Origin of the sequence: Mesorhizobium sp. B2-4-12 (assembly GCF_006441575.1) — a bacterium.
Classification (GTDB): domain Bacteria; phylum Pseudomonadota; class Alphaproteobacteria; order Rhizobiales; family Rhizobiaceae; genus Mesorhizobium.
The window spans coordinates 66,498-85,299 of the sequence record NZ_VFVC01000016.1 but is presented as its reverse complement, the minus strand read 5'-3'; the positions used below and the strand labels follow the sequence as shown (position 1 = coordinate 85,299).

Annotated in this window: 17 protein-coding genes; 7 read left to right on the top strand and 10 right to left on the bottom strand. The window is 64.7% G+C overall.

Annotated elements, in window-relative coordinates:
* Nucleotides 1-8: 8 nt before the first annotated feature.
* From FJ934_RS12340 to FJ934_RS12320, 5 genes are read left to right on the top strand one after another with little or no spacing between them, the layout of a single operon-like run.
* A complete protein-coding gene (locus FJ934_RS12340; protein WP_140609918.1) occupies nucleotides 9-3,032 on the top strand; it encodes a molybdopterin-dependent oxidoreductase in 3,024 nt (1,007 codons plus the stop codon).
* Complete coding sequence (locus FJ934_RS12335; RefSeq protein ID WP_140609895.1) at nucleotides 3,029-4,573, top strand: 6-hydroxynicotinate reductase; 1,545 nt, start codon at nucleotides 3,029-3,031, stop codon at nucleotides 4,571-4,573. The genes FJ934_RS12340 and FJ934_RS12335 overlap by 4 nt, the downstream gene beginning before the upstream one ends.
* Nucleotides 4,573-5,457, top strand: coding sequence for a UPF0280 family protein (locus FJ934_RS12330; protein WP_140609917.1), 885 nt, complete (start codon nucleotides 4,573-4,575; stop codon nucleotides 5,455-5,457). The genes FJ934_RS12335 and FJ934_RS12330 overlap by 1 nt, the downstream gene beginning before the upstream one ends.
* Complete coding sequence (locus tag FJ934_RS12325; RefSeq protein WP_140609894.1) at nucleotides 5,450-6,034, top strand: amino acid synthesis family protein; 585 nt, start codon at nucleotides 5,450-5,452, stop codon at nucleotides 6,032-6,034. The genes FJ934_RS12330 and FJ934_RS12325 overlap by 8 nt, the downstream gene beginning before the upstream one ends.
* Nucleotides 6,031-6,492, top strand: coding sequence for a MarR family transcriptional regulator (locus FJ934_RS12320; RefSeq protein ID WP_140609893.1), 462 nt, complete (start codon nucleotides 6,031-6,033; stop codon nucleotides 6,490-6,492). The genes FJ934_RS12325 and FJ934_RS12320 overlap by 4 nt, the downstream gene beginning before the upstream one ends.
* A 268-nt stretch (nucleotides 6,493-6,760) precedes the next feature.
* On the opposite strand, the gene FJ934_RS12315 is transcribed toward FJ934_RS12320, so the two are convergent.
* Genes FJ934_RS12315 through FJ934_RS12305 form a run of 3 tightly spaced genes read right to left on the bottom strand, consistent with a single transcriptional unit; the run spans nucleotide 6,761 to nucleotide 10,643 of the window.
* Entirely contained in the window at nucleotides 6,761-7,729 is a 969-nt protein-coding gene (locus FJ934_RS12315; RefSeq protein WP_140609892.1) for a substrate-binding domain-containing protein, read from the bottom strand.
* Nucleotides 7,726-9,060 carry an ABC transporter permease gene (locus FJ934_RS12310; RefSeq protein WP_140609891.1) on the bottom strand — a complete coding sequence of 445 codons (1,335 nt, stop codon included), beginning with the start codon at nucleotides 9,058-9,060 and terminating at the stop codon, nucleotides 7,726-7,728. Before FJ934_RS12310 ends, FJ934_RS12315 begins: the two co-directional genes overlap by 4 nt.
* On the bottom strand, nucleotides 9,057-10,643 hold the full coding sequence (locus tag FJ934_RS12305) for a sugar ABC transporter ATP-binding protein (RefSeq protein ID WP_140609890.1): 1,587 nt from the start codon (nucleotides 10,641-10,643) through the stop codon (nucleotides 9,057-9,059). The genes FJ934_RS12310 and FJ934_RS12305 overlap by 4 nt, the downstream gene beginning before the upstream one ends.
* Before the next feature lie 223 nt (nucleotides 10,644-10,866).
* Between FJ934_RS12305 and FJ934_RS12300 the strand changes: the two genes are divergently transcribed.
* Nucleotides 10,867-11,886 (top strand): LacI family DNA-binding transcriptional regulator, encoded by a 1,020-nt coding sequence (locus FJ934_RS12300; RefSeq protein ID WP_140609916.1) that lies wholly within the window; start codon nucleotides 10,867-10,869, stop codon nucleotides 11,884-11,886.
* A 15-nt stretch (nucleotides 11,887-11,901) separates the two neighbouring features.
* Here the strand turns inward: FJ934_RS12300 and FJ934_RS12295 are convergent, their stop codons facing one another.
* The 5 genes from FJ934_RS12295 to FJ934_RS12275 form a co-directional block, all read right to left on the bottom strand.
* Nucleotides 11,902-12,693 (bottom strand): inositol monophosphatase family protein, encoded by a 792-nt coding sequence (locus tag FJ934_RS12295; protein WP_140609889.1) that lies wholly within the window; start codon nucleotides 12,691-12,693, stop codon nucleotides 11,902-11,904.
* A gap of 128 nt (nucleotides 12,694-12,821) precedes the next feature.
* Nucleotides 12,822-13,823, bottom strand: coding sequence for an LLM class flavin-dependent oxidoreductase (locus tag FJ934_RS12290; RefSeq protein WP_140609888.1), 1,002 nt, complete (start codon nucleotides 13,821-13,823; stop codon nucleotides 12,822-12,824).
* Nucleotides 13,820-14,653, bottom strand: a complete 834-nt coding sequence (locus FJ934_RS12285) for an arylamine N-acetyltransferase (protein WP_140609887.1) — start codon at nucleotides 14,651-14,653, stop codon at nucleotides 13,820-13,822. Before FJ934_RS12285 ends, FJ934_RS12290 begins: the two co-directional genes overlap by 4 nt.
* 71 nt (nucleotides 14,654-14,724) lie before the next feature.
* Entirely contained in the window at nucleotides 14,725-15,894 is a 1,170-nt protein-coding gene (locus tag FJ934_RS12280) for an AI-2E family transporter (protein WP_140609886.1), read from the bottom strand.
* Between the two features lie 168 nt (nucleotides 15,895-16,062).
* Nucleotides 16,063-17,124 carry an LLM class flavin-dependent oxidoreductase gene (locus FJ934_RS12275; RefSeq protein WP_140609885.1) on the bottom strand — a complete coding sequence of 354 codons (1,062 nt, stop codon included), beginning with the start codon at nucleotides 17,122-17,124 and terminating at the stop codon, nucleotides 16,063-16,065.
* Between the two features lie 281 nt (nucleotides 17,125-17,405).
* Between FJ934_RS12275 and FJ934_RS12270 the strand changes: the two genes are divergently transcribed.
* Nucleotides 17,406-17,834, top strand: coding sequence for a DUF6481 family protein (locus FJ934_RS12270; RefSeq protein WP_140609884.1), 429 nt, complete (start codon nucleotides 17,406-17,408; stop codon nucleotides 17,832-17,834).
* 149 nt (nucleotides 17,835-17,983) lie between these two features.
* Here the strand turns inward: FJ934_RS12270 and sugE are convergent, their stop codons facing one another.
* Together sugE and FJ934_RS28655 are read right to left on the bottom strand one after the other, a co-directional pair.
* A complete protein-coding gene (gene sugE, locus FJ934_RS12265) occupies nucleotides 17,984-18,298 on the bottom strand; it encodes a quaternary ammonium compound efflux SMR transporter SugE (RefSeq protein ID WP_010912766.1) in 315 nt (104 codons plus the stop codon).
* Nucleotides 18,299-18,507: 209 nt separating this feature from the next.
* Complete coding sequence (locus FJ934_RS28655; RefSeq protein WP_081294138.1) at nucleotides 18,508-18,633, bottom strand: hypothetical protein; 126 nt, start codon at nucleotides 18,631-18,633, stop codon at nucleotides 18,508-18,510.
* Between the last annotated feature and the right edge of the window lie 169 nt (nucleotides 18,634-18,802).

Here is an 18,802-nt window from a genome sequence, read left to right as displayed (position 1 = left end):
AGCCTGACATGAGCCCGGTGCTGCCTCAAGTCAGCGAAGCTCTGCCCGATCTGGATATTATCCCACCCGGCCTTGGCCTTGAGCGCGCCGACATTGCTTTCAAGGTCAATGGCGCCGCCGTCTCGGTCAATGTGCCGCCACTGCGCCGGCTGTCGCAGGTTTTGCGTGACGAATTGCGGCTTACCGGCACAAAGGTCGGCTGCGACGCAGGCGATTGCGGCGCCTGCACGGTGCTGGTCGACGGCGATCCCGTCTGCGCCTGCCTGATGCCGGCGGCATCCGTCGCTGGCGCATCGGTGACGACGGTCGAAGGACTGGCCAATGGCCGGCTGTCGGCGCTGCAATCATCTTTCCTCGCGCATGGCGCGGCGCAGTGCGGCATCTGCACGCCGGCGCTGCTGGTCGCGGCGACAGCACTGCTGGAGAAAAGACCCAGCCCGACCGAGACCGAGGTGCAGGATGCGCTGGGCGGCATTCTGTGCCGCTGCACCGGCTACCGGAAGATCATCGCGGCGGTGATGAATGCTGAACAGTTTTCGAATGCAGGCGCTGCCCCTCATCCGCCTGCCGGCGTTCGTCACTCGGAAAGCCAAGCAATTGGCTTTCGTCCGCTGCGCGGACCACTCCTCACCTCCCCGTTAAGTGGCGGGGAGAAGGGATTAGCCGCAACGCTGGCAACCCCCTCTCCCCGTCCTTCACGGGGAGAGGGTAAGGGTGAAGGGCAGCGCCAACATCAATCGTTGGATCTCGCCCTCGATCGCAGAATGCCAGTCTCGGGCCATGCCGTCGGCTCCTCGCCGATCCGGCTCGACGGCCTGCCGAAGGTGACCGGCGACGAAAAATTCGGCGGCGATTCTTTTCCTTCCGACGCGCTTGCCGTGCTGGTGGTCCGTTCGCCGCACTATCACGCCGGTTTCATCTTCGGCGACATCGATGGCTGGGTGAAGAAACATCCAGGCATATCAGGCGTCTTCACCGCAGCCGACATTCCGGGCAAGAACTGTTTCGGCGTCATTGGTCCCTTCGCCGACCAACCGGCACTCGCCGAAGGCTTTGCCCGGCTGCGCGGCGAGGCGGTGGCGCTGGTCGCGGGCGAGCGCGAGGCGATCCTCGATCTCGACCTGTCGGATTTCCCCATCCGTTGGACCGAGCTGCCGCATGTGCTGGATGTCGGCGAAGCGCAGGCCGAAGGTGCGGTGTTGATCCATGACAACCGCCCGACCAACCTGTTGACCAAGGGCTTCGTCGAACGCGGCGATCCCGAAGCCGCGCTCGCCAGTGCAGCGGTCACAGTGTCGGGCGCGATCGACACCTCCTATGTCGAGCACGCCTATATCGAGCCGGAGGCCGGCCATGCCTACATGGACGGCGACACGCTGGTCGTCGTCGCCTGCACGCAGGCGCCGTACATGGACCGCGACGACACGGCGAAGGTGCTCGGCCTTGCCGTCGACAAGGTGCGCATCGTGCCGACCGCGACCGGCGGTGGCTTCGGCTCGAAACTCGACGTTTCGCTGCAGCCGCTGATCGGCCTGGTGGCGCTGAGGACGGGCCGGCCGGCAGCCCTTGCCTACACCCGTAGCGAATCGATGATGTCGACCACCAAGCGCCATCCGGCCGAGATGAAAGCGACCATCGGCGCGGATGCCGACGGCCGCGTCACCGGCATGGTTTTTGAAGGCGACTTCAACACCGGCCCTTATGCAAGCTGGGGGCCGACGGTGGCCAACCGAGTGCCAGTGCATGCGTCCGGCCCCTATACGACGCCCAACTACCGCGCCGAGGGCCGTGCCATCCACACCCATGGCCCGATCTCCGGCGCCTTCCGTGGCTTCGGCGTGCCGCAGGCGACCATCATGCAGGAGACGCTCTATGATGAGCTGGCCGACAAGCTCGGCATGGACCGGCTCGATTTTCGTCTGAGAAACTGCCTTCGGAACGGCTCCGAAACGGTTACCGGGCAGCATCTGGAGTCCGGTGTCGGCATTGCCGAATGTCTCGAGGCCTTGCGGCCGCATTGGGTGCGAGCGGAGGCTGATGCGGACGTTTTCAACAGCACCCACGCGGACATTAAGCGCGGCGTTGGCTTGGCGTCCTGCTGGTATGGCTGCGGCAACACCTCGCTGCCCAATCCGTCGACCATCCGGGTCGGCATCGCGGCTTCGGGCGATGTCATCCTGCACCAGGGCGCCGTCGACATCGGCCAGGGCTCGAACACCGTCGTCACCCAGATCTGCGCCGACGCGCTTGGCCTGCCATTGGAAAATTTCCGGCTGAAGAGCGCCGACACGGCGATCAGCCCCGACGCCGGCAAGACTTCAGCCTCGCGCCAGACTTTCGTCACCGGCAAGGCGGCCGAAAAGGCCGGCCGCGCCTTGCGCGAAACCATTTTGCGCTACGCCAATGTCTCCGAAAACGCTTCGCTCCAGTTGGATGGTTCCGCCATCCTCATCCTCGAGGGTGACGCCGCCCGCCGTATCGACCTCGCCTCCCTCGACGTCGATGCCGACGGCTTCGTCTTCCGCGCCGAGGAAACTTACGATCCGCCGACGCTGCCGCTGGATGCCAAGGGCCAGGGCAAGCCCTACGCCGTCTACGGCTATGGCGCGCAGATCGCCGAACTCGAGGTCGACCTCAAGCTCGGTACGGTGAAGCTGATCAAGATCACCGCCGCGCACGATGTCGGCAAGGCGATCAACCCGCTGCTGGTCGAAGGCCAGATCGAGGGCGGCATCGCGCAAGGCATCGGCATGGCGCTGATGGAGGAATACATTCCCGGCCGCACCGAGAATCTGCACGATTACCTCATCCCGACGATCGGCGACGTGCCGCCGATCGAAACCATCCTGGTCGAGGTCCCCGATCCCGAAGGGCCGTTCGGCGCCAAGGGGCTGGGCGAGCATGTGCTGATCCCGACGGCGCCGGCGATCCTCAACGCCATCCGTCACGCCACCGGCGTTCTGGTCACAAAAATTCCGGCGACGCCGACGCGTATCCGCGCCGCCATCCGCGAAAAGGAGGCACGCCCATGAGCGAGCTTGCCGAACGCTTCGAAACCCATGATCCCGGCGAGAAGCTGGTGGCGGAGAAGATCCGCTGTGATGCCTGCCCGGTCATGTGCTACATCGCGGAGGGCCGCACCGGCGCCTGCGATCGCTACGGCAATGTCGGCGGCCGGATCGTGCGCATGGACCCGCTGACCATTCTCGACCATGCGGCGGAGACCGGCGGCGCCATGGTTCCGTTCGTCGCCGAGGGCGAAACATGGAACGGCGAGTTGCTCAACACCGGCCGCCGCTTCGTCACCGCGATCGGCGCCGGCACCACCTATCCCGACTACAAGCCGGCCCCCTTCATCGTCAGCCAGGAGGTCGATGGCGTCGACCTTGTCACCGTCGTCACCGAAGGCATTTTTTCGTACTGCGGCGTCAAGGTGAAGATCGACACCGACCGGCATATCGGGCCGGAAACCGCGACTGTTCGGGCCGAAGGCGAAGCGATCGGCCATGTCACCACGGGCGAATACGGCTCGCAGATGCTGTCGCTGGGCGGCGTGCATCATTTGACCGGCGGCTCCAAAGCGGAAGGCCGCGCCACGTGTGACGCGCTGCTCAATCTGTGCAACCGCAAACCGGTGGAACTCACCATCGACGGCGGCGCCACCATCATCGTCGAAGCCGGCAGACCACCTGTCATCGACGGCAAGCAGGAACACCGCATGCGCGTCGGCTGCGGCTCGGCCACCATCGGCATGTTCGCCACGCAGTGGCGCGGGCTGGTCGACGAGGTTGTGGTGGTCGACGATCACATCACCGGCGTCGTTTCCGAGCATCAGGCCGGCAAAGTGCTGGGCTGGCAGGATACCGGGATAAAGATCATCGGTCGCCGTTCGACGCCCGGCCGCTACTTCAAGGTCTCCGAGCCCGGCCTCGGCTGGGGCGGCACCAGCATTTCCGACCCGCTGTCGATCCTCGGCGCGTGGAACGCCGGGAAGGGCGCCCGGCCCGGCCTGTCGCTGCTGATGGTTTCGACCACCGGCGAGCAGTTCGCCTATTACGAACTCGACGACGATCTGAAGCCGGTCGAAAAGCCCTTTCCGGAGCGACTGCGGAAGTCGGTCGAACTGATCGAGGACAATTGCGAACCGGCGCTGTGCACCGTGCTGTTCATTGGCGGCGCCGGCGGTTCGCTGCGCGCCGGCGTCACCGAAAACCCGGTCAATCTCACCCGCTCGGTGCAAGGCCTGAAGACCTATGTGACGGTCGGCGGCGCGCCGGTCTATGTCTGGCCTGGCGGCGGCATCACGCTGATGGTCGATGTCACCAGAGTGCCGGAAGGCGCCTTCGGCTATGTGCCGACGCCGGCGCTGGTGGCGCCGATCGAGTTCACCTTGCGCCGTGACGATTACATCAGGCTCGGCGGCTACGAGGCCGAAATCCGCAGCGTCGAGGACATCGTCGCCAGGGGCGGCGAATATCTCAATCCCCGCCAAGGCGCGGGCGCGCCCGCCGGCAATCCATGGCCGCCGCTGCTGGCGCAATTGCGCCGCGCCGCGTCGAACGGGACCGGATGATGGACGGCCCGCAAGCGCATTGGCTGCAGGACGGCAAGCGGCTGCATCTCCACCACGGGCCGATCGACCTGATCGTCGAGGCGTTTGGTGAGGCGCAGGAATGCCGCCTGGCCTATGAGCAGGCCGTCGCGCGCTTCCAGACGATCCTGATCGAGCTGGTCAGAGAGCTTCCCGAATTGCGGCTTCCAGCATTCTTCCTGCGGCCGCGCGCCTTTGACGGTCCGACGGCACGCCGCATGGAAGCGGCCGTGATACCCTTGGCGGAGTGCTTCATAACACCGATGGCGGCCGTTGCAGGATCGGTAGCCGACGAAATGCTCGCCGCACTGCTTGCCGGCCGCAGGCTCGATCGCGCCTATGTCAACAATGGCGGGGACAGCGCTCTCCACCTAGGCAAGGGCCGGTCTATAGGCTTGGCCGTCGCCGGCACCGGCAATGGCATGGCCGACCGGATCACCATTCGCGCGGAAGATGGCGTTCACGGCGTCGCCACCAGTGGCTGGCGCGGTCGTTCCTTCTCGCTTGGCATTGCCGACGCCGTCACAGTGCTCGCGCGGTCCGGCGCCGAGGCCGATGCGGCGGCGACGCTCATTGCCAACGCGGTGGACCTGCCGGGCAATCCTGCCATCAGCCGCATGCCCGCACGTGAACTGTCGCCCGACAGCGATCTTGGCGCGCGGCTGGTGACGCAAGGCGTCGGCGCGCTTGCACCTGGCGAGGTGGCGCGGGCGCTGGACAATGGTCTTGCCGTCGCCGAAGATTTTCGCCGGCGCGGTCTGATTGCCGGATCGGCGCTTTTTCTTGGCGGTGACGCCCGTATCGGTGGCTCGGTCGCGCTCGCCGCACCCAACAAGGATGAACGGAAGGAAGTTGCCCATGCCTGAGTTTCCAGTCCGCAAGATCGCGGTGCTGAGCGAGGAGATCTTTCATGATGGCGGCCCGGTGGCCGAAGTGCCGCGCCGGCGTGCCGCGGCAATGGCCGTGGTCAAGAACCCGTTCGCCGGGCGTTATGTCGAGGATTTGCAGAGCGCCATGGACGATCTGAAGCCGCTTGGGCTGCTGCTCGCCGATCGGCTGATCGCAGCCCTCGGCGGCGACGTGAAACAGATCGACGGCTACGGCAAGGGGGCGATTGTCGGCACCGCGGGCGAACTGGAGCACGGCGCGCTCTGGCATGTGCCGGGCGGCTACGCCATGCGCGAGCGGCTCGGCGACGCCAAGGCGATCGTGCCGTCGGCGAAGAAGGTCGGCGCCTTCGGTTCAAGGCTCGACGTGCCGCTCGGCCATATCAACGCCGCCTATGTGCGCAGCCATTTCGACGCCATGGAAGTGGGCATCAGCGACGGGCCGCGCCCCGACGAAATCCTGTTCTGCCTCGCCATGACCTGCGGTCCGCGCGTCCACAATCGTATGGGGGGCCTGGCGGCCGAAGACATCAAGGCCTGGGACGGGCTGCGGTGAGCGGCGAGGACAATCTGCTCAAGCTGGTCGAGGTCGAAGAGGCCGATGATCACGATTACCGCCTGCAGGAGCAGGTCGGCTTCATCCTGCGCAAGGCGCATCAGCGGCACGTCTCGATCTTCGCCGCGCATATCGCAGACCTGACGCCGCCGCAATTCGCGGCACTGGCCAAGTTGCGCGATGTCGGCGAGACCTCGCAGAACCAGCTCGGCACACTGATCGCCATGGATGCGGCGACGGTGAAGGGTGTCATCGACCGGCTGAAGGCACGCGGCCTGGTCGAACTCTCCAGGCATGACGTCGACAAAAGGCGGCTACTGGTCAACCTGACCGCCGAAGGGCGCGACGCGATCGATCGCCTGATCCCGCTGGCCCGCGAGATCACCAGGGAAACGCTGGCGCCGCTCTCGGCCAAGGAGATCGCCACCTTCATGAAGCTGCTGGCGAAACTGGCATGAGAGCAGACTTACAGACTGCAGAGGTTGGTTGGACGAGGCAGTTGGCGCATCCGCGTCATGCTGTCGGCGTCCGTGCACCCATGCAATCGGTCTATTCTGTTACCTATATTTCCGGTCGGACACCGGACACTTCTCCCCGTATGGTGACGGGGAGTTGAGAAAGTGGTCCGCGCAGCGGACGAAAAGCCAATTGCTTGGCTTTTCGAACGATAAACGCCCGGCGGGAGGATGAGGGCAGCGCCAACCCATCCCACAAGCCCTCACGACCTCACAGGCCGTTGTCCTTCAGCACCTTGGCGGCGTTTTCCTTGGTGATCTTCTCGGTGGGCAGCGTGATGGTCTTTTCGACCTTCTCGCCTTTGAGGAACTTGATCGCCTGGCGCAGGCCTTCGGCGCCGGGAGTCACATAGGTGAAGGTCGCGGTCAGCTCGCCCTTGTTGACCAGCTGCACGCCTTCATTGGGCAGACCGTCAATGCCGATGAACTTGATGTCCTTCTCGCGGCCGGCATCCTTGGCGGCGAGATAGGCGCCGTAGGCCATCGGATCGTTGTGACCGTAGACGAGGTCGATCTTCTCGTTGTTGCGTAGCGCGGTCGCCATGATGTTGTAGGCCTGGTCCTGCTTCCAGTCGCCCGACTGCTGGTCGAGCAGATACTTGATGCCCGGCTCCTTGTCGGTGAATTCGTGGAAGCCGTCATGGCGGTCATGCGCCGGCTGGGTGCCCATGCCGCCCCAGATCTCGACGACATTGCCCGCCGCCTTGCCCTTGCCGCCGAGCAGTTCGACGGCATATTCGCCGGCCGCGCGGCCGATCAGCTTATTGTCGCCGCCGACGAACTGGGTGTAGTCCTTGGTGTCGACATTGCGGTCGAGCACGAAGACCGGAATCTTGGCGTCGATGGCCTGCTGCACTACGCCGGTCAGGCCGGCGGATTCCTTCGGCGACACCAGCAGCGCGTCGACCTCCTGGCGGATCAGGTTCTCGACGTCGGCGACCTGCTTCTCGGTCTTGTCCTCGCCGTCGGTGACGATCAGCTCGACATCCGGGTGCTTGGCGGCTTCGGCCAGGATGTCCTTGTTGAACTGGGCGCGCCAGGGCTCGATGGTCGTCACCTGCGAGAAGCCGATTTTCCACTTCTTGTCCTGGGCGAAGGCATGGCCGGTGGAGAGCAGCGCGGTGGTGGTCAGCATTGCCGCGCCAAGGGCGGCAAGCTTCAGAATGTCACGTCGTTTCATTTCTTGTTTCCTCCGAGATTGAGAGACGGGGTCTCTTGCGACGGCCGCTTGACCGCGGCCGTTTCCTTGCGCGCCGCTTGCCCGCCCCAGACAGATGCAGGTACCAGGCGCAGATAGGCCAGGAGATCACCGGCGTTGCGCTCCTGCACGAGCACGGTGCCGATGATGATCATCCCCTTCAGCACCAGCTGAAGGTTCGAGTTGATGTTGTGGAGTTGCAGGATATTGGAGAGCAGCCCGAAGATCAGCACACCGCAGAAGGTGCCGGTCAGGCTGCCGCGCCCGCCCATCAGGCTGGTGCCGCCGATGACCACGGCGGCGATGGCGTCGAGTTCCAGCCCGGCGCCGGCATCCGGCTTGCCTTGCCGGTACTGCGCCACGTAGAGCACGGCGGCTATGCCGGCGAGCAGGCCGGAGACGGCATAGGTGGCGATCTTGACGCGGCCCGCGGCGATGCCCGACAGGCGGGCCGCCTCCTCATTGCCGCCGATGGCATAGACGTAGCGGCCGAACGGGGTGAAGCGCAGCACCGCGCCGTAGATCAGGATGGCGCCGAGGAAGAACAGCCCGGGCATCGGGATGACGCCGAACACCAGCGAGCGCAGCATTTCGAAATCCGCAGTGGCGTTCGAGCCGGTATAGACCGGCAGTACGGCATTGTTCTGGCCGGCGGTGAGCCGGGCGATGCCGAGTGCCGTCACCATCATCGCCAGGGTGACGATGAAGGGCTGCAGGCGCCCGCCAACGATGATGAAGCCATTGACGGCGCCAAACAGCAGGCCGACGCAGGGCGCCACCAGCAGCACGCCGAGCACGCCGAATTTGGGTTCGATCTGCGGCAGCAGATACCACAGGGACAGGCAGCACAGGACCACGCCGACGATGGCCGGCGTAATCAGCCCCCGAGCGCTGTCCAGCCTGACATCGCGCGCGGCGGCATCCGGACCGGCGCGGGACTTTTCCAGGTTGAGGAAGATGAAGCGGGTGATGACGAAGCCAAGGCAAAGCGCCACCAGGGCAACGGTCGGCACGCCCAGCACGACACCCGGCGTCACGCCCGGAACCGTCAGCAGCATGGCGCAGACCACCGAGCAGATGGCCATCAGCGAGCCAACGGAAAGATCGATGCCGCCGGTGATGATCACCGCCGTCATGCCGGTGGCGATCAGCCCGGTGGTCGACACCTGGCGCAGGACGTCGAGCAGGTTGCCGTAGGACAGGAAGATGTTGTTGCCCTTGGAACTCACCGGCGAGCCCAGCACGCCGATCAGGAAGATGGCGATCAGGCCCCAGTAGAGCTTGGTCCGGGACAGGAGCTTCAGGGCAGTCATGCGGCTGGTCTCGAAATGGTACGGCGCGGCGCAGCGAGACGCATGATGGCCTCCTCGCTTGCCGCCTCGCGGGAAAGAATGCCGGTCTGGCGGCCGTCGGCCATCACCAGGATACGATCCGAGAGATGCAGCAGTTCCGGCAGCTCGGAGCTGATGACGGCGATGGCCAGGCCATCGTGCGCCAGCCTGAAGATCAGGTCGTAGATTTCGCGCTTGGCGCCGACATCGATGCCGCGCGTCGGTTCGTCCAGCAACAGCACGCGTGGCCTCGTCGCCAGCCACTTGCCGATGACGACCTTCTGCTGGTTGCCGCCCGACAGCGTGCCGGCCGGCTGGTCGATGTCCTGGCAGCGTATGCCGAGCGCCTTGACCGCCTGCCGCGCCAGCCCCTGTTCGCCGGCCAGAGAGCGGATGCCGAAGCGCGCCAGCGATCCGACCAGCGGCAGCGCCACATTGTCAGTGATCGAGGCCTGCAGGTGCAGGCCTTGCGTCTTGCGATCCTCGGTCACCAGCGCGATGCCCAGCCGCCTTGCGTCGCGCGGCGAGCGGATGTTCACGGGAGCGCCGTCGAGCCGGATCTCGCCGCCGGTCCGGCCATCCCCGGAACCAAAAATCGCCTCCATGATCTCGGTGCGGCCCGAGCCCAGCAGGCCGCCAATGCCGAGGATTTCGCCAGCGGCAAGATCGAAGCTGACGCCGTCGATCACCTGCCGCCAGCCCTGGCGGTCGGGCTTCGACAGCGACAGATCGCTGACCGAAAGCACAGTCCCGCCGCCGATATCCCGCTCGCCTTGGGAGGATGCGAGCAGGTCCCTGCCGACCATCGCCGAAATGATGGCATTCTCGTCAAGCTCGGCCATCGGTCGCGTCAGCACATGGCGCCCGTCGCGGAAGACGGTGACCCGGCTGGCCAGATGCATGACCTCGTCGATACGGTGCGAGATGTAGACGATGGCGACACCGCTGTCGGCAAGCTGGCGGACGATGCGGAACAGCCGCTGGCATTCGGCCGGCGACAGCGCGGAGGTCGGCTCGTCCATGATCAGGATGCGCGCCGACATCGACAGCGCCTTGGCGATCTCGACCAGCTGCTGTTCACCGACGCGCAAGGCGCCGACGCGGGCTTCGGGATCGAGTTCGATGCCGAGCCGCTGCAACAGGGCGCCGGCGGCACGGCTGCTCGCCTTGCGGTCGACGATCAGCCCGGCGATCAGCTTCTCGCGGCCGAGAAAGATGTTGTCGGCGACGCTAAGCTCCGGCACCAGGTTGAGCTCCTGGTGGATGATGGCGATGCCGGCATCCTCGGCGTCGCGCACGCCGGCGAAGCTGACCGGCCGGCCATCGACGCTGACCGTGCCTTCATAGCCGGTATAAACGCCGGAGAGGATTTTCATCAGCGTCGACTTGCCGGCGCCGTTTTCGCCCATCAAGGCGTGGACCTCGCCGCCGCGCAGGTCGAAGCGAACATCGCTAAGCGCTGCGATGCCGCCGAAGCTCTTGGAAATATGCTCCGCGCTCAGAACCGTATCTGGCTGGTCCGCTGGCGCGTTATGCCCCGGGGAAAGGGAATTGCTGTGCTCCATGACAATGGCGGCCTCCCTTCCGTCTTCGTCAAATTCGAACCGAACGCTAATCTAAACGTTTCGATCATGTCAAGCCGCTATCTGAACAAGGCAGGATTGACTCTTTTCAATTCTTGCGAAAAACCTTGATACTCCGTAGGTATAGCGAACTGGCACGGGCGAAACGTTTCGAAAAATGGCATCATCCAAGCGGACGCGGCAGCGGAAATCCACGGCACCGACGATGCTGCATGTGGCGGAAGCCGCGCGTGTCTCGGTCGCCACCGTTTCGGCACTGATCAACGGCACGGCGACCGTCAGCCCGGAGCTCAGCCAGCGCATCGAACAGGCGATCCGTGATATCGGCTACAAGCGCAATGCGATCGCCCGCAGCCTCAAGATGGGCACGACACGCACCATCGGGCTGACCGTGCCGCACATCACCAACCCGTTCTTCACCGATGTCGTCTCGGTCATCCAGCAGGCGTTCGACCGCGCCGGCTATGCGGTCATGCTATGCTGCACCGATGAGGATTTGAACACCCAGGACGACCAGATCAGACTGTTGCTCGACCGCATGGTCGACGGGCTGATCGTGGCGCGCGTCGGCGACGGCGCGATCCTCAAGGGGATCGTCGATGACGCCAAGGTGCCGGTGGTGCTTCTGGACCGCATCTGCGAGGGCGTCGACACCGATACGGTGGTTCTCGACAACCAGCGTGCCGTGTTCGATGCCATCACCTATCTGATCAATCTCGGTCACCGGCGCATCGGCTACATCACCGGCACCTCGGACATTTCGCCCATGCATGACCGCATGACGGGATACCGTGAGGCGCTCCAAGCCGCCGGACTGCCTGTGGCCGAAGAGCTGGTCCGCTCCGGCAATTTCCACGAGATCGACGGCTATAACGCGACAATGCAGCTGCTTTCGCTGCACGACCGGCCAAGCGCGATCTTCTCGGCCAACAACCCGATGGTGATCGGCACCATGAAGGCGATCCGCGACATCGGCCTCTCCTGCCCGGAAGACATTTCGGTTGCCTGCTTTGACGATTTTCCGTGGTCCGATGTGTTCCAGCCGCAGCTGACCACGGTGGCGCAACCCGTGCAGGCGATCGGCGAACAGGCGGCCAATCTGCTGCTTGATCGTCTCGCCGGCAACCGTGATGCGCCACCGCGCAAACTGGTGCTCAAGGGCCGGTTGATGATCCGCAATTCGTGCCGGCCGCTGGGGGCGGTTGTGCAGAGCGTGAGTGCCTGAACGGCCGATGGCAAATCAGGGCCAGGTATCGGAACAAAGCGCCTGCAACTTCGAAAAGACGTCCTTGCCGCCCGTGATGATCTTTGTTCCGCTCCGCAGCACCGTCTTCGGATCCGCCTTCAGAGCCGTGCCGCCGGCCTCCTCGATCAACAGCATGCCGGCCAGACAGTCCCAGGCATTCATGTGTTCTTCCACATAGCCAAGCAGCCGGCCCGACGCCACATAGGCAAGCATCAGGGCGCCGGACGCATTGCGGAAGAAGACGCCGCCTTCGGCGAGGATCTTCTTGATCAGCACGGCGATGTTCTCGGCCTCGGCCCGATTCGAGAATCCGGTCCCCACCGACCCCTCTTCGAGGCTAGTGGCCGCACTGGCCTTGATCGGCCTGCCGTTGACGAAGGCGCCGCCGCCGAGGCTTCCGTGAAACGTCTCGCCGGTCGAAGGCTCGTGGATGACGCCGGCAACCGTCTCTCCGTCGCGGGCGCAGGCGATCACCACGCACCAGGCCGGAATGCCGCGCACGAAATTGGCGGTACCGTCGATGGGGTCGATCACCCAGACGTAGCCTGTCGCGCCGGCGACCGGGGCATGCTCCTCGCCGACGATGCCGTCTTGCGGATAGTCGGCGGCAATGGCGGCGCGGATGAATAGCTCGACCTCGCGGTCGGCTTGCGAGACCAGGTCCTGATGGCCCTTGCTCTCGATGGTCAGGCTTTCCAGATCGCGGAAGTATTTCAGTCCGAGTTCGCCCGCGCGACGTGCCAACTCGATGGCGAATTGCATTCGCGCGTCATGGTCATTTTTCACGGGGCGGCGCTCGATCCTGAGGGAGACAGCCTGCCTTAGCAAAAGGATGCCGTCCGCAAAAGTGCCCAAGAACAGTTCCGGGAAAACAGTGCAATTGCTCCCGTCCGGAATTGCGCGGAAACAAGGAGTTAGGCTGCTGCCGCCAGGGACTTGTGGGCCTCGGCCAGGATTTCGAACGACCGCAGGCGGGCGGCATGATCGAAGATCTGCGCGGTGACCATCAGTTCGTCGGCGCCGGTGCGACGCACGAACGCATCGATGCCTTGCCGGACCGTTTCGGGAGATCCGACGACGGCGCAGGACAGCGCCTGGCCGAGCATGGTCTTGGCCATCGGATCGAGATCGCGGTCATAGTTCTCGACCGGCGGCGGCAATCTTCCCGGCCGGCCGGTGCGCAGATTGACGAAGGCCTGCTGCAGCGAGGTGAACAGCAATCGTGCCTCGGCGTCGGTGGGTGCTGCAAAGACATTGAGGCCGAGCATGACATGCGGCTTGTCGAGCTGCTCCGACGGCTGGAAGCGCGAACGGTAGATGTCCAGTGCGTGATCGAGCTCCGCCGGCGCGAAATGCGAAGCGAAGGCGTAGGGCAGGCCGAGCATGGCGGCGAGTTGCGCGCCGTAGAGACTCGATCCAAGAATCCAGATCGGCACGTTCTGGCCTTCGCCAGGCACGGCCCTGAGGCGCTGGCCTTCCTCGGCGGGCAGGAAATAGCCCATAAGCTCGACGACATCCTGGGGGAAATTGTCGACGCCGGCCTCGAGGTTGCGGCGCAAGGCGCGCGCCGTATTCATGTCGGTGCCGGGTGCCCGGCCGAGACCGAGATCGATACGGCCGGGAAACAAGGCCGCCAGCGTGCCGAACTGCTCGGCGATGACCAGTGGCGCATGGTTGGGCAGCATGATGCCGCCGGCGCCGACGCGGATGGTCCGGGTGCCGCCGGCGACATGGGCGATGACCACGGCGGTGGCGGCACTGGCGATGCCCGGCATGTTGTGATGTTCCGCCAGCCAGTAGCGCTTGTAGCCCAGCCGCTCGGCATGGCGGGCGAGATCGAGCGAGTTGGCCAGCGAGTGCGAGGCATCGCTGCCTTCGACGATCGGAGACAGGTCGAGAACGGACAGTTCGGTCATGCAGTGATCTCCACGATCTTCTTCTTACGCACCCTGGCCTCGAAGGCCTCGCGGTCGGGAATGATGATGCCGAGCTGGCCTTCCAGCGTGTCGGCGAGTTCGGCGGCGGTGGCGATGTCCTTCTGCTCGCTGCGGCCGTCAATGTGATGGATCGACAGCTTGGCACCGCGCAACGCGAAACGTCGGTCGGGCGCGGCGCGCGCCGCCATGACGGAGGTGAGGAAATGCGATGCCGGATTGGTCGACAGGAAGTAATTGGTGACGGAATAGTCGACCTCGTATTGCGGCTGCAGATCGAAGCGGTAGAGCGAGCGCCAGTCGCCGCCGATGGCGGCCTGCAATCGGAAATGATCGTCCGCTTCGACGATGCGGAACGTCTCATGCGGGGTTTTCTGTTCCGTGCCGGGATCCAGCAGCAGGGGGGCCGTCAGGGTCAGGCCACCGAAGCCGACATCGGCGATGTAGGTCTTGCCAGCAAGCTGGACCCGCAAAAGCATATGGCCGCGCGCCGTGATGGCGTCCTCGTCCTGACCCCAGAGCACGCGCGCGGCTAGCCCGCCGACCTCGAAACCCAGCGCCTTCAGGGCATGCATGAAGAGGAGATTGTGCTCGAAACAATAGCCGCCGCGCCCGCCAATGACGATCTTGTCCTGCAGCGCTGCAAGATCCAGACGGACCGGGCGGCCAAGAAACGGATCGATGTTCTCGAAGGGGATTGCCTGCGGGTGGAGGAAATGGAGCGTCTTCAGCGTGTCCAGCGAAACATCCCTGGACCCGGCATGGCCGATGCGTGCGAAATAGGCGTCGAGGTCGAAGGGAACATCACTCATCGGAAGGGCACCGGCCATTGTCCGAGCGGATATAGGCATTCAGTCAGGATGCCGCAAACACGGCGCGCCGCTCATGCGGCGGCCTTGCTGTCCTCCTCGACGGGTTCGTCCTCCACCACGGCGGTCTGTTGCGCGGCGAGAAAATTGCCGACATGACCGAGCCCCTCGAAATGATCGCAGAACACCTTGATGACCACCAGCAGCGGTACAGCCATCAGGGCGCCAACGAAGCCCCACAGCCACGACCAGAAGGCGATCGCGATGAAGATCGCCACCGCGTTGATCTCCAGGCGCCGGCCGACCACCATCGGCGTCACGAACTGGCCTTCGACGATGTCGCAGAGCAGCACGAAGGCCGGCGCCAGAAGCGCGTAGGAAATGCTGTCGAAGCTGATCAGCGCCATCACCGCGACCAGCACGATGGTCAGCAGCGCGCCGACATAGGGCAGGAAGTTGAGCAGCGCCGCCGCGACGCCCCAGACCAGCGGGTTGGGCATGCCGAGTGCCCACAGGCCAAGGCCGATGACGGTGCCGAGACCCGCGTTGATCATGGTGACGGTGAGCAGATAGTGCGAGATTTCGCGCTCGACGTCATAGACGACGCGCAGCGCCCGCTTCTTCTCGGTGAGGCTGGCGAACGACTGGATGATCTTCTCGTAGAACATCGTCCCCGAGGCGAGCAGGAACAACGACAGCACGAAGATGATGGTGAGGCTGGTTCCCGCCGACAGGATGTTGCTGGCGGCGGACGACAGAATGCCGGACTGGGCGACCGCGACCTTCTGTATGTCGGGTTCCTGGGAAGTCTCGGTCAATTGCTCGATCTGATGCGAGATCTGCATGACTTTTTCGAATGGACGGCGCAACTGCGCCAGCCGTTCGGTGAGTTGCTGGCCGATGGACGAGGTGTTGTTGATGAGGTCGATGATCGGACTGGCGAGCAGGTAACCGGCGCTGGCGAAGACGCAGATCGAGAGCAGCACCAGAAGGGTCGCCGAGGCCACCTCGGGAATGCCGTGCTTGCGCAAAAGCCGGACGATCGGCGTCAGTGTCAGCGCCAGCAGGAAGGCCAGAATGACGGGCATGAAGAAGGCGCGGGCGAAATAGAGCGCATAGACGGTCATGAACGTGAAGATGCCGACAAGCAGCAATCGCATCAGATGCGTGTCGGCGCGGGCCTCGACGCGCGGATCGTCCGATGCGGCTGTGCCTGCGCCCGAAGCGGCGGACTCGGTCTTCATACTTCCCCTTGCCTGCCACCCGGCAATGGACGCATGGCGGGCGCTGCCAAAACGCGGAGTTACGGGCAAGGTTCCATAAGCCGGCTTCGGAAGCCTCGAGATCGTCGCGCGACAACCACATAGGGTCCAAGCGGAGCGAGGCGCCGCCCGGGCGAGAGTCGGCGCGGTTCAGGCGACGGGCGACGCCACCGCCGGTGTTGATTTCGCCGTTTCCTTGCGCACGATTGGCGCCACCCTGGTGCCGTAGAGCTCGATCGCCTTCATGATCTTGGCATGCGGCATGGTGCCGATCGCCATCTGCAACAAGAAGCGGTCATTGTTGAAGATCTTGTGCTGGGCGACGATCTTCTCGGCTACCTGCTCGGGATCGCCGACGAAGAGCGCGCCGTTCGGACCGCGCGACTGGTCGAAATGCGCCCGCGATGTCGGGCCCCAGCCGCGCTCGCGGCCGATGCGGTTCATGACTTCGGCCTGCGGGCCGTAAAAATCATCGGCCGCCTGCTCGGTCGTGTCCGCGATGAAGCCATGCACGTTGATGCTGGTGGCAAGGCCCGCCGGATCACTGCCGGCACGCCTGGCAGCCTCACGGTAGAGGTCGAACAGCGGCGCGAACCGCGCCGGCTCGCCACCGATGATGGCGAGCGCCAGGGGCAGGCCGAGCGCGCCCGCGCGGGCGGCGGACTGCGGCGTGCCGCCGATGGCGATCCACACGGGCAATTTGTCCTGAAAGGGCCGTGGGTAGACGCCGCGATCGTTGATCGGCGCGCGCAGATTGCCGGACCAGGTGACCTTCACCTGATCGCGGATGGCAAGCAGCAGACCGAGCTTTTCGGCGAAGAGCTCGTCATAATCCTCCAGATTGTAGCCGAACAGCGGGAAGGATTCGATGAAGGAACCGCGCCCGGCCATGATCTCGGCGCGGCCGCCCGAGAGAAGATCGAGCGTGGCAAATTGCTGAAAGACGCGCACCGGATCATCGGAAGACAGCACCGTGACCGCGCTGGTGAGCTTGATGCGTTTGGAGTGCTCGGCTGCCGCCGCCAGGGCGACGACCGGCGCGGACGCGGCGTAGTCAGGCCGGTGATGCTCGCCAAGACCAAACACGTCGAGACCGACCTGGTCGGCCAGTTCGACCTCCTCGATCAGATTGCGCAAGCGCTCATGTGGTCCGATGGCGCCCGGGCCGGGCTGCGGACTGACGTCGGCAAAAGTGTAGAGACCGAGTTCCATGTCAATGTCATCCTGGTTTTCGGCGAATTCGGAGTTCGCGAGGGTGCAAAGCGGCGCGGGGACAGAACCGCCGCGCCGCTTTGCGTTTCGCTTCAGAGGTAGCGATCCGCCAGCCCCGTCGCCAGAGGGCGGACGGTGAACAGTGCATGCCGATTTCCGAAGGAAAGGCGTCTCCCGCGCGCAACAGCCCAGAAATTCATGGCTGCCATACCGTTTTGGCGCTTGAACTCTCGGTTTTCGCGCGTATGTAAGCCTCGCGAATTGACTTCAGGGAAGTGGACTTGGCTATCTACAGGGAAAAAGACATTTTCGAGCGGCGCAATGCCGCGAACGAGGCAAAGAAGGCGCTTCTGGAGCGCTTCAAGTCAAAGCCGGCAGCAGACGATCCCGCAGTGCTGGCGCGACAGGCCGAACGCAAGGCGATCCTTGCGGCCCGTGAAATACGCGAGGCCGAGAAGGCCCGGTTGAAGCAGGAAAAGCTGGCGCGCGAAGCGGCCGAGAAGGCTGAACGCGAGGCCGCCGCCGAAACGGCGCGCATCGCCGCCGAGGAAGCCGCCGCGGCTGAAGCGAAGATCCGCGAAGCCGAGGAGACCGAGCGCATCGCCCGACTGCTCGCCGACGAGGCCGAACGCAAGGCCAAGCGCGACGCGCGTTACGCGGCGCGCAAGGCGCGCAACGGCAGGGCCCCGCCCGGCTTTACCGGCCGCTAAGCGCGGCATTCGCCTCGAAGGCAGTGGACAAAGGGACGCGCCAAGGCGCGGCCTTTTTTGCGCTAGTCGGTCCCTGTCATTGGACGATGCCCGGCATCGCCGTCAGGCGAGCTCACTTTCGAGCCAGGCCTTGAGGCGGGGGAACACCCTCAGGCCGCGAATTTCAGCCCCATGATGCCGCAGACGATCAGCGCGATGCAGGCGAGCCGGATCGCGGTGGCCGGCTCGCCGAGCAGCCAGATGCCGAGCAGCGCCGTGCCGACGGTGCCGATGCCGGTCCACACCGCATAGGCGGTGCCGACGGGCAGCGCCTTCAACGCCAGGCCGAGCAGGGTGAGGCTGACGATCATCGACGCGACCGTGAGCACGGTCGGAACGAGCCTTGTGAAGCCGTCGGTGTATTTGAGGCCGATCGCCCAACCGATTTCGAACAGGCCGGCGAAAAACAGAAAAGTCCAGGACATCGGAGACGCTCCATCCCGCACCGGACCGGAACAGATCCGATCCGCCGATGCGTGATCAACAGTGGGCGGGTCGTCCCGACCGAATTTTCGGAAAGGCGCGGGGTCGTCCCCACGCCGGAAACATAGGGTTGTCCAGACGCCCGATCACACCTGCCCGGCGGCATCGTCGAATACCGCCGGCGAGATCTCGCCGCGCCGGTTAGCCGAGACTACTTTTCCTTGATCCGCATCGCCTTGACCGGCGGCGCCTTGAGGGCCGGAGCGGCTGCGGGTTTCTTGGCGTCCTTTTTCGGCTTGCGGGCTTCCTTGCCAGCCTTCATCGCACCTTTAGCCATGATTCGTTCCTCCAATTGTGGGAAGTGAAGTGAAACAAGAGAAACGCCTCTAAGCAAGAGGGCTGTTTGCGGCCTTGCGCTCCGCGGATGCCTCAATCGGTTTGAGAGGGTCCGCGACGGGACCTGAACGCATTGGCTGTTCGTGCGTTCAGGATAGGTGTGGAGCTTG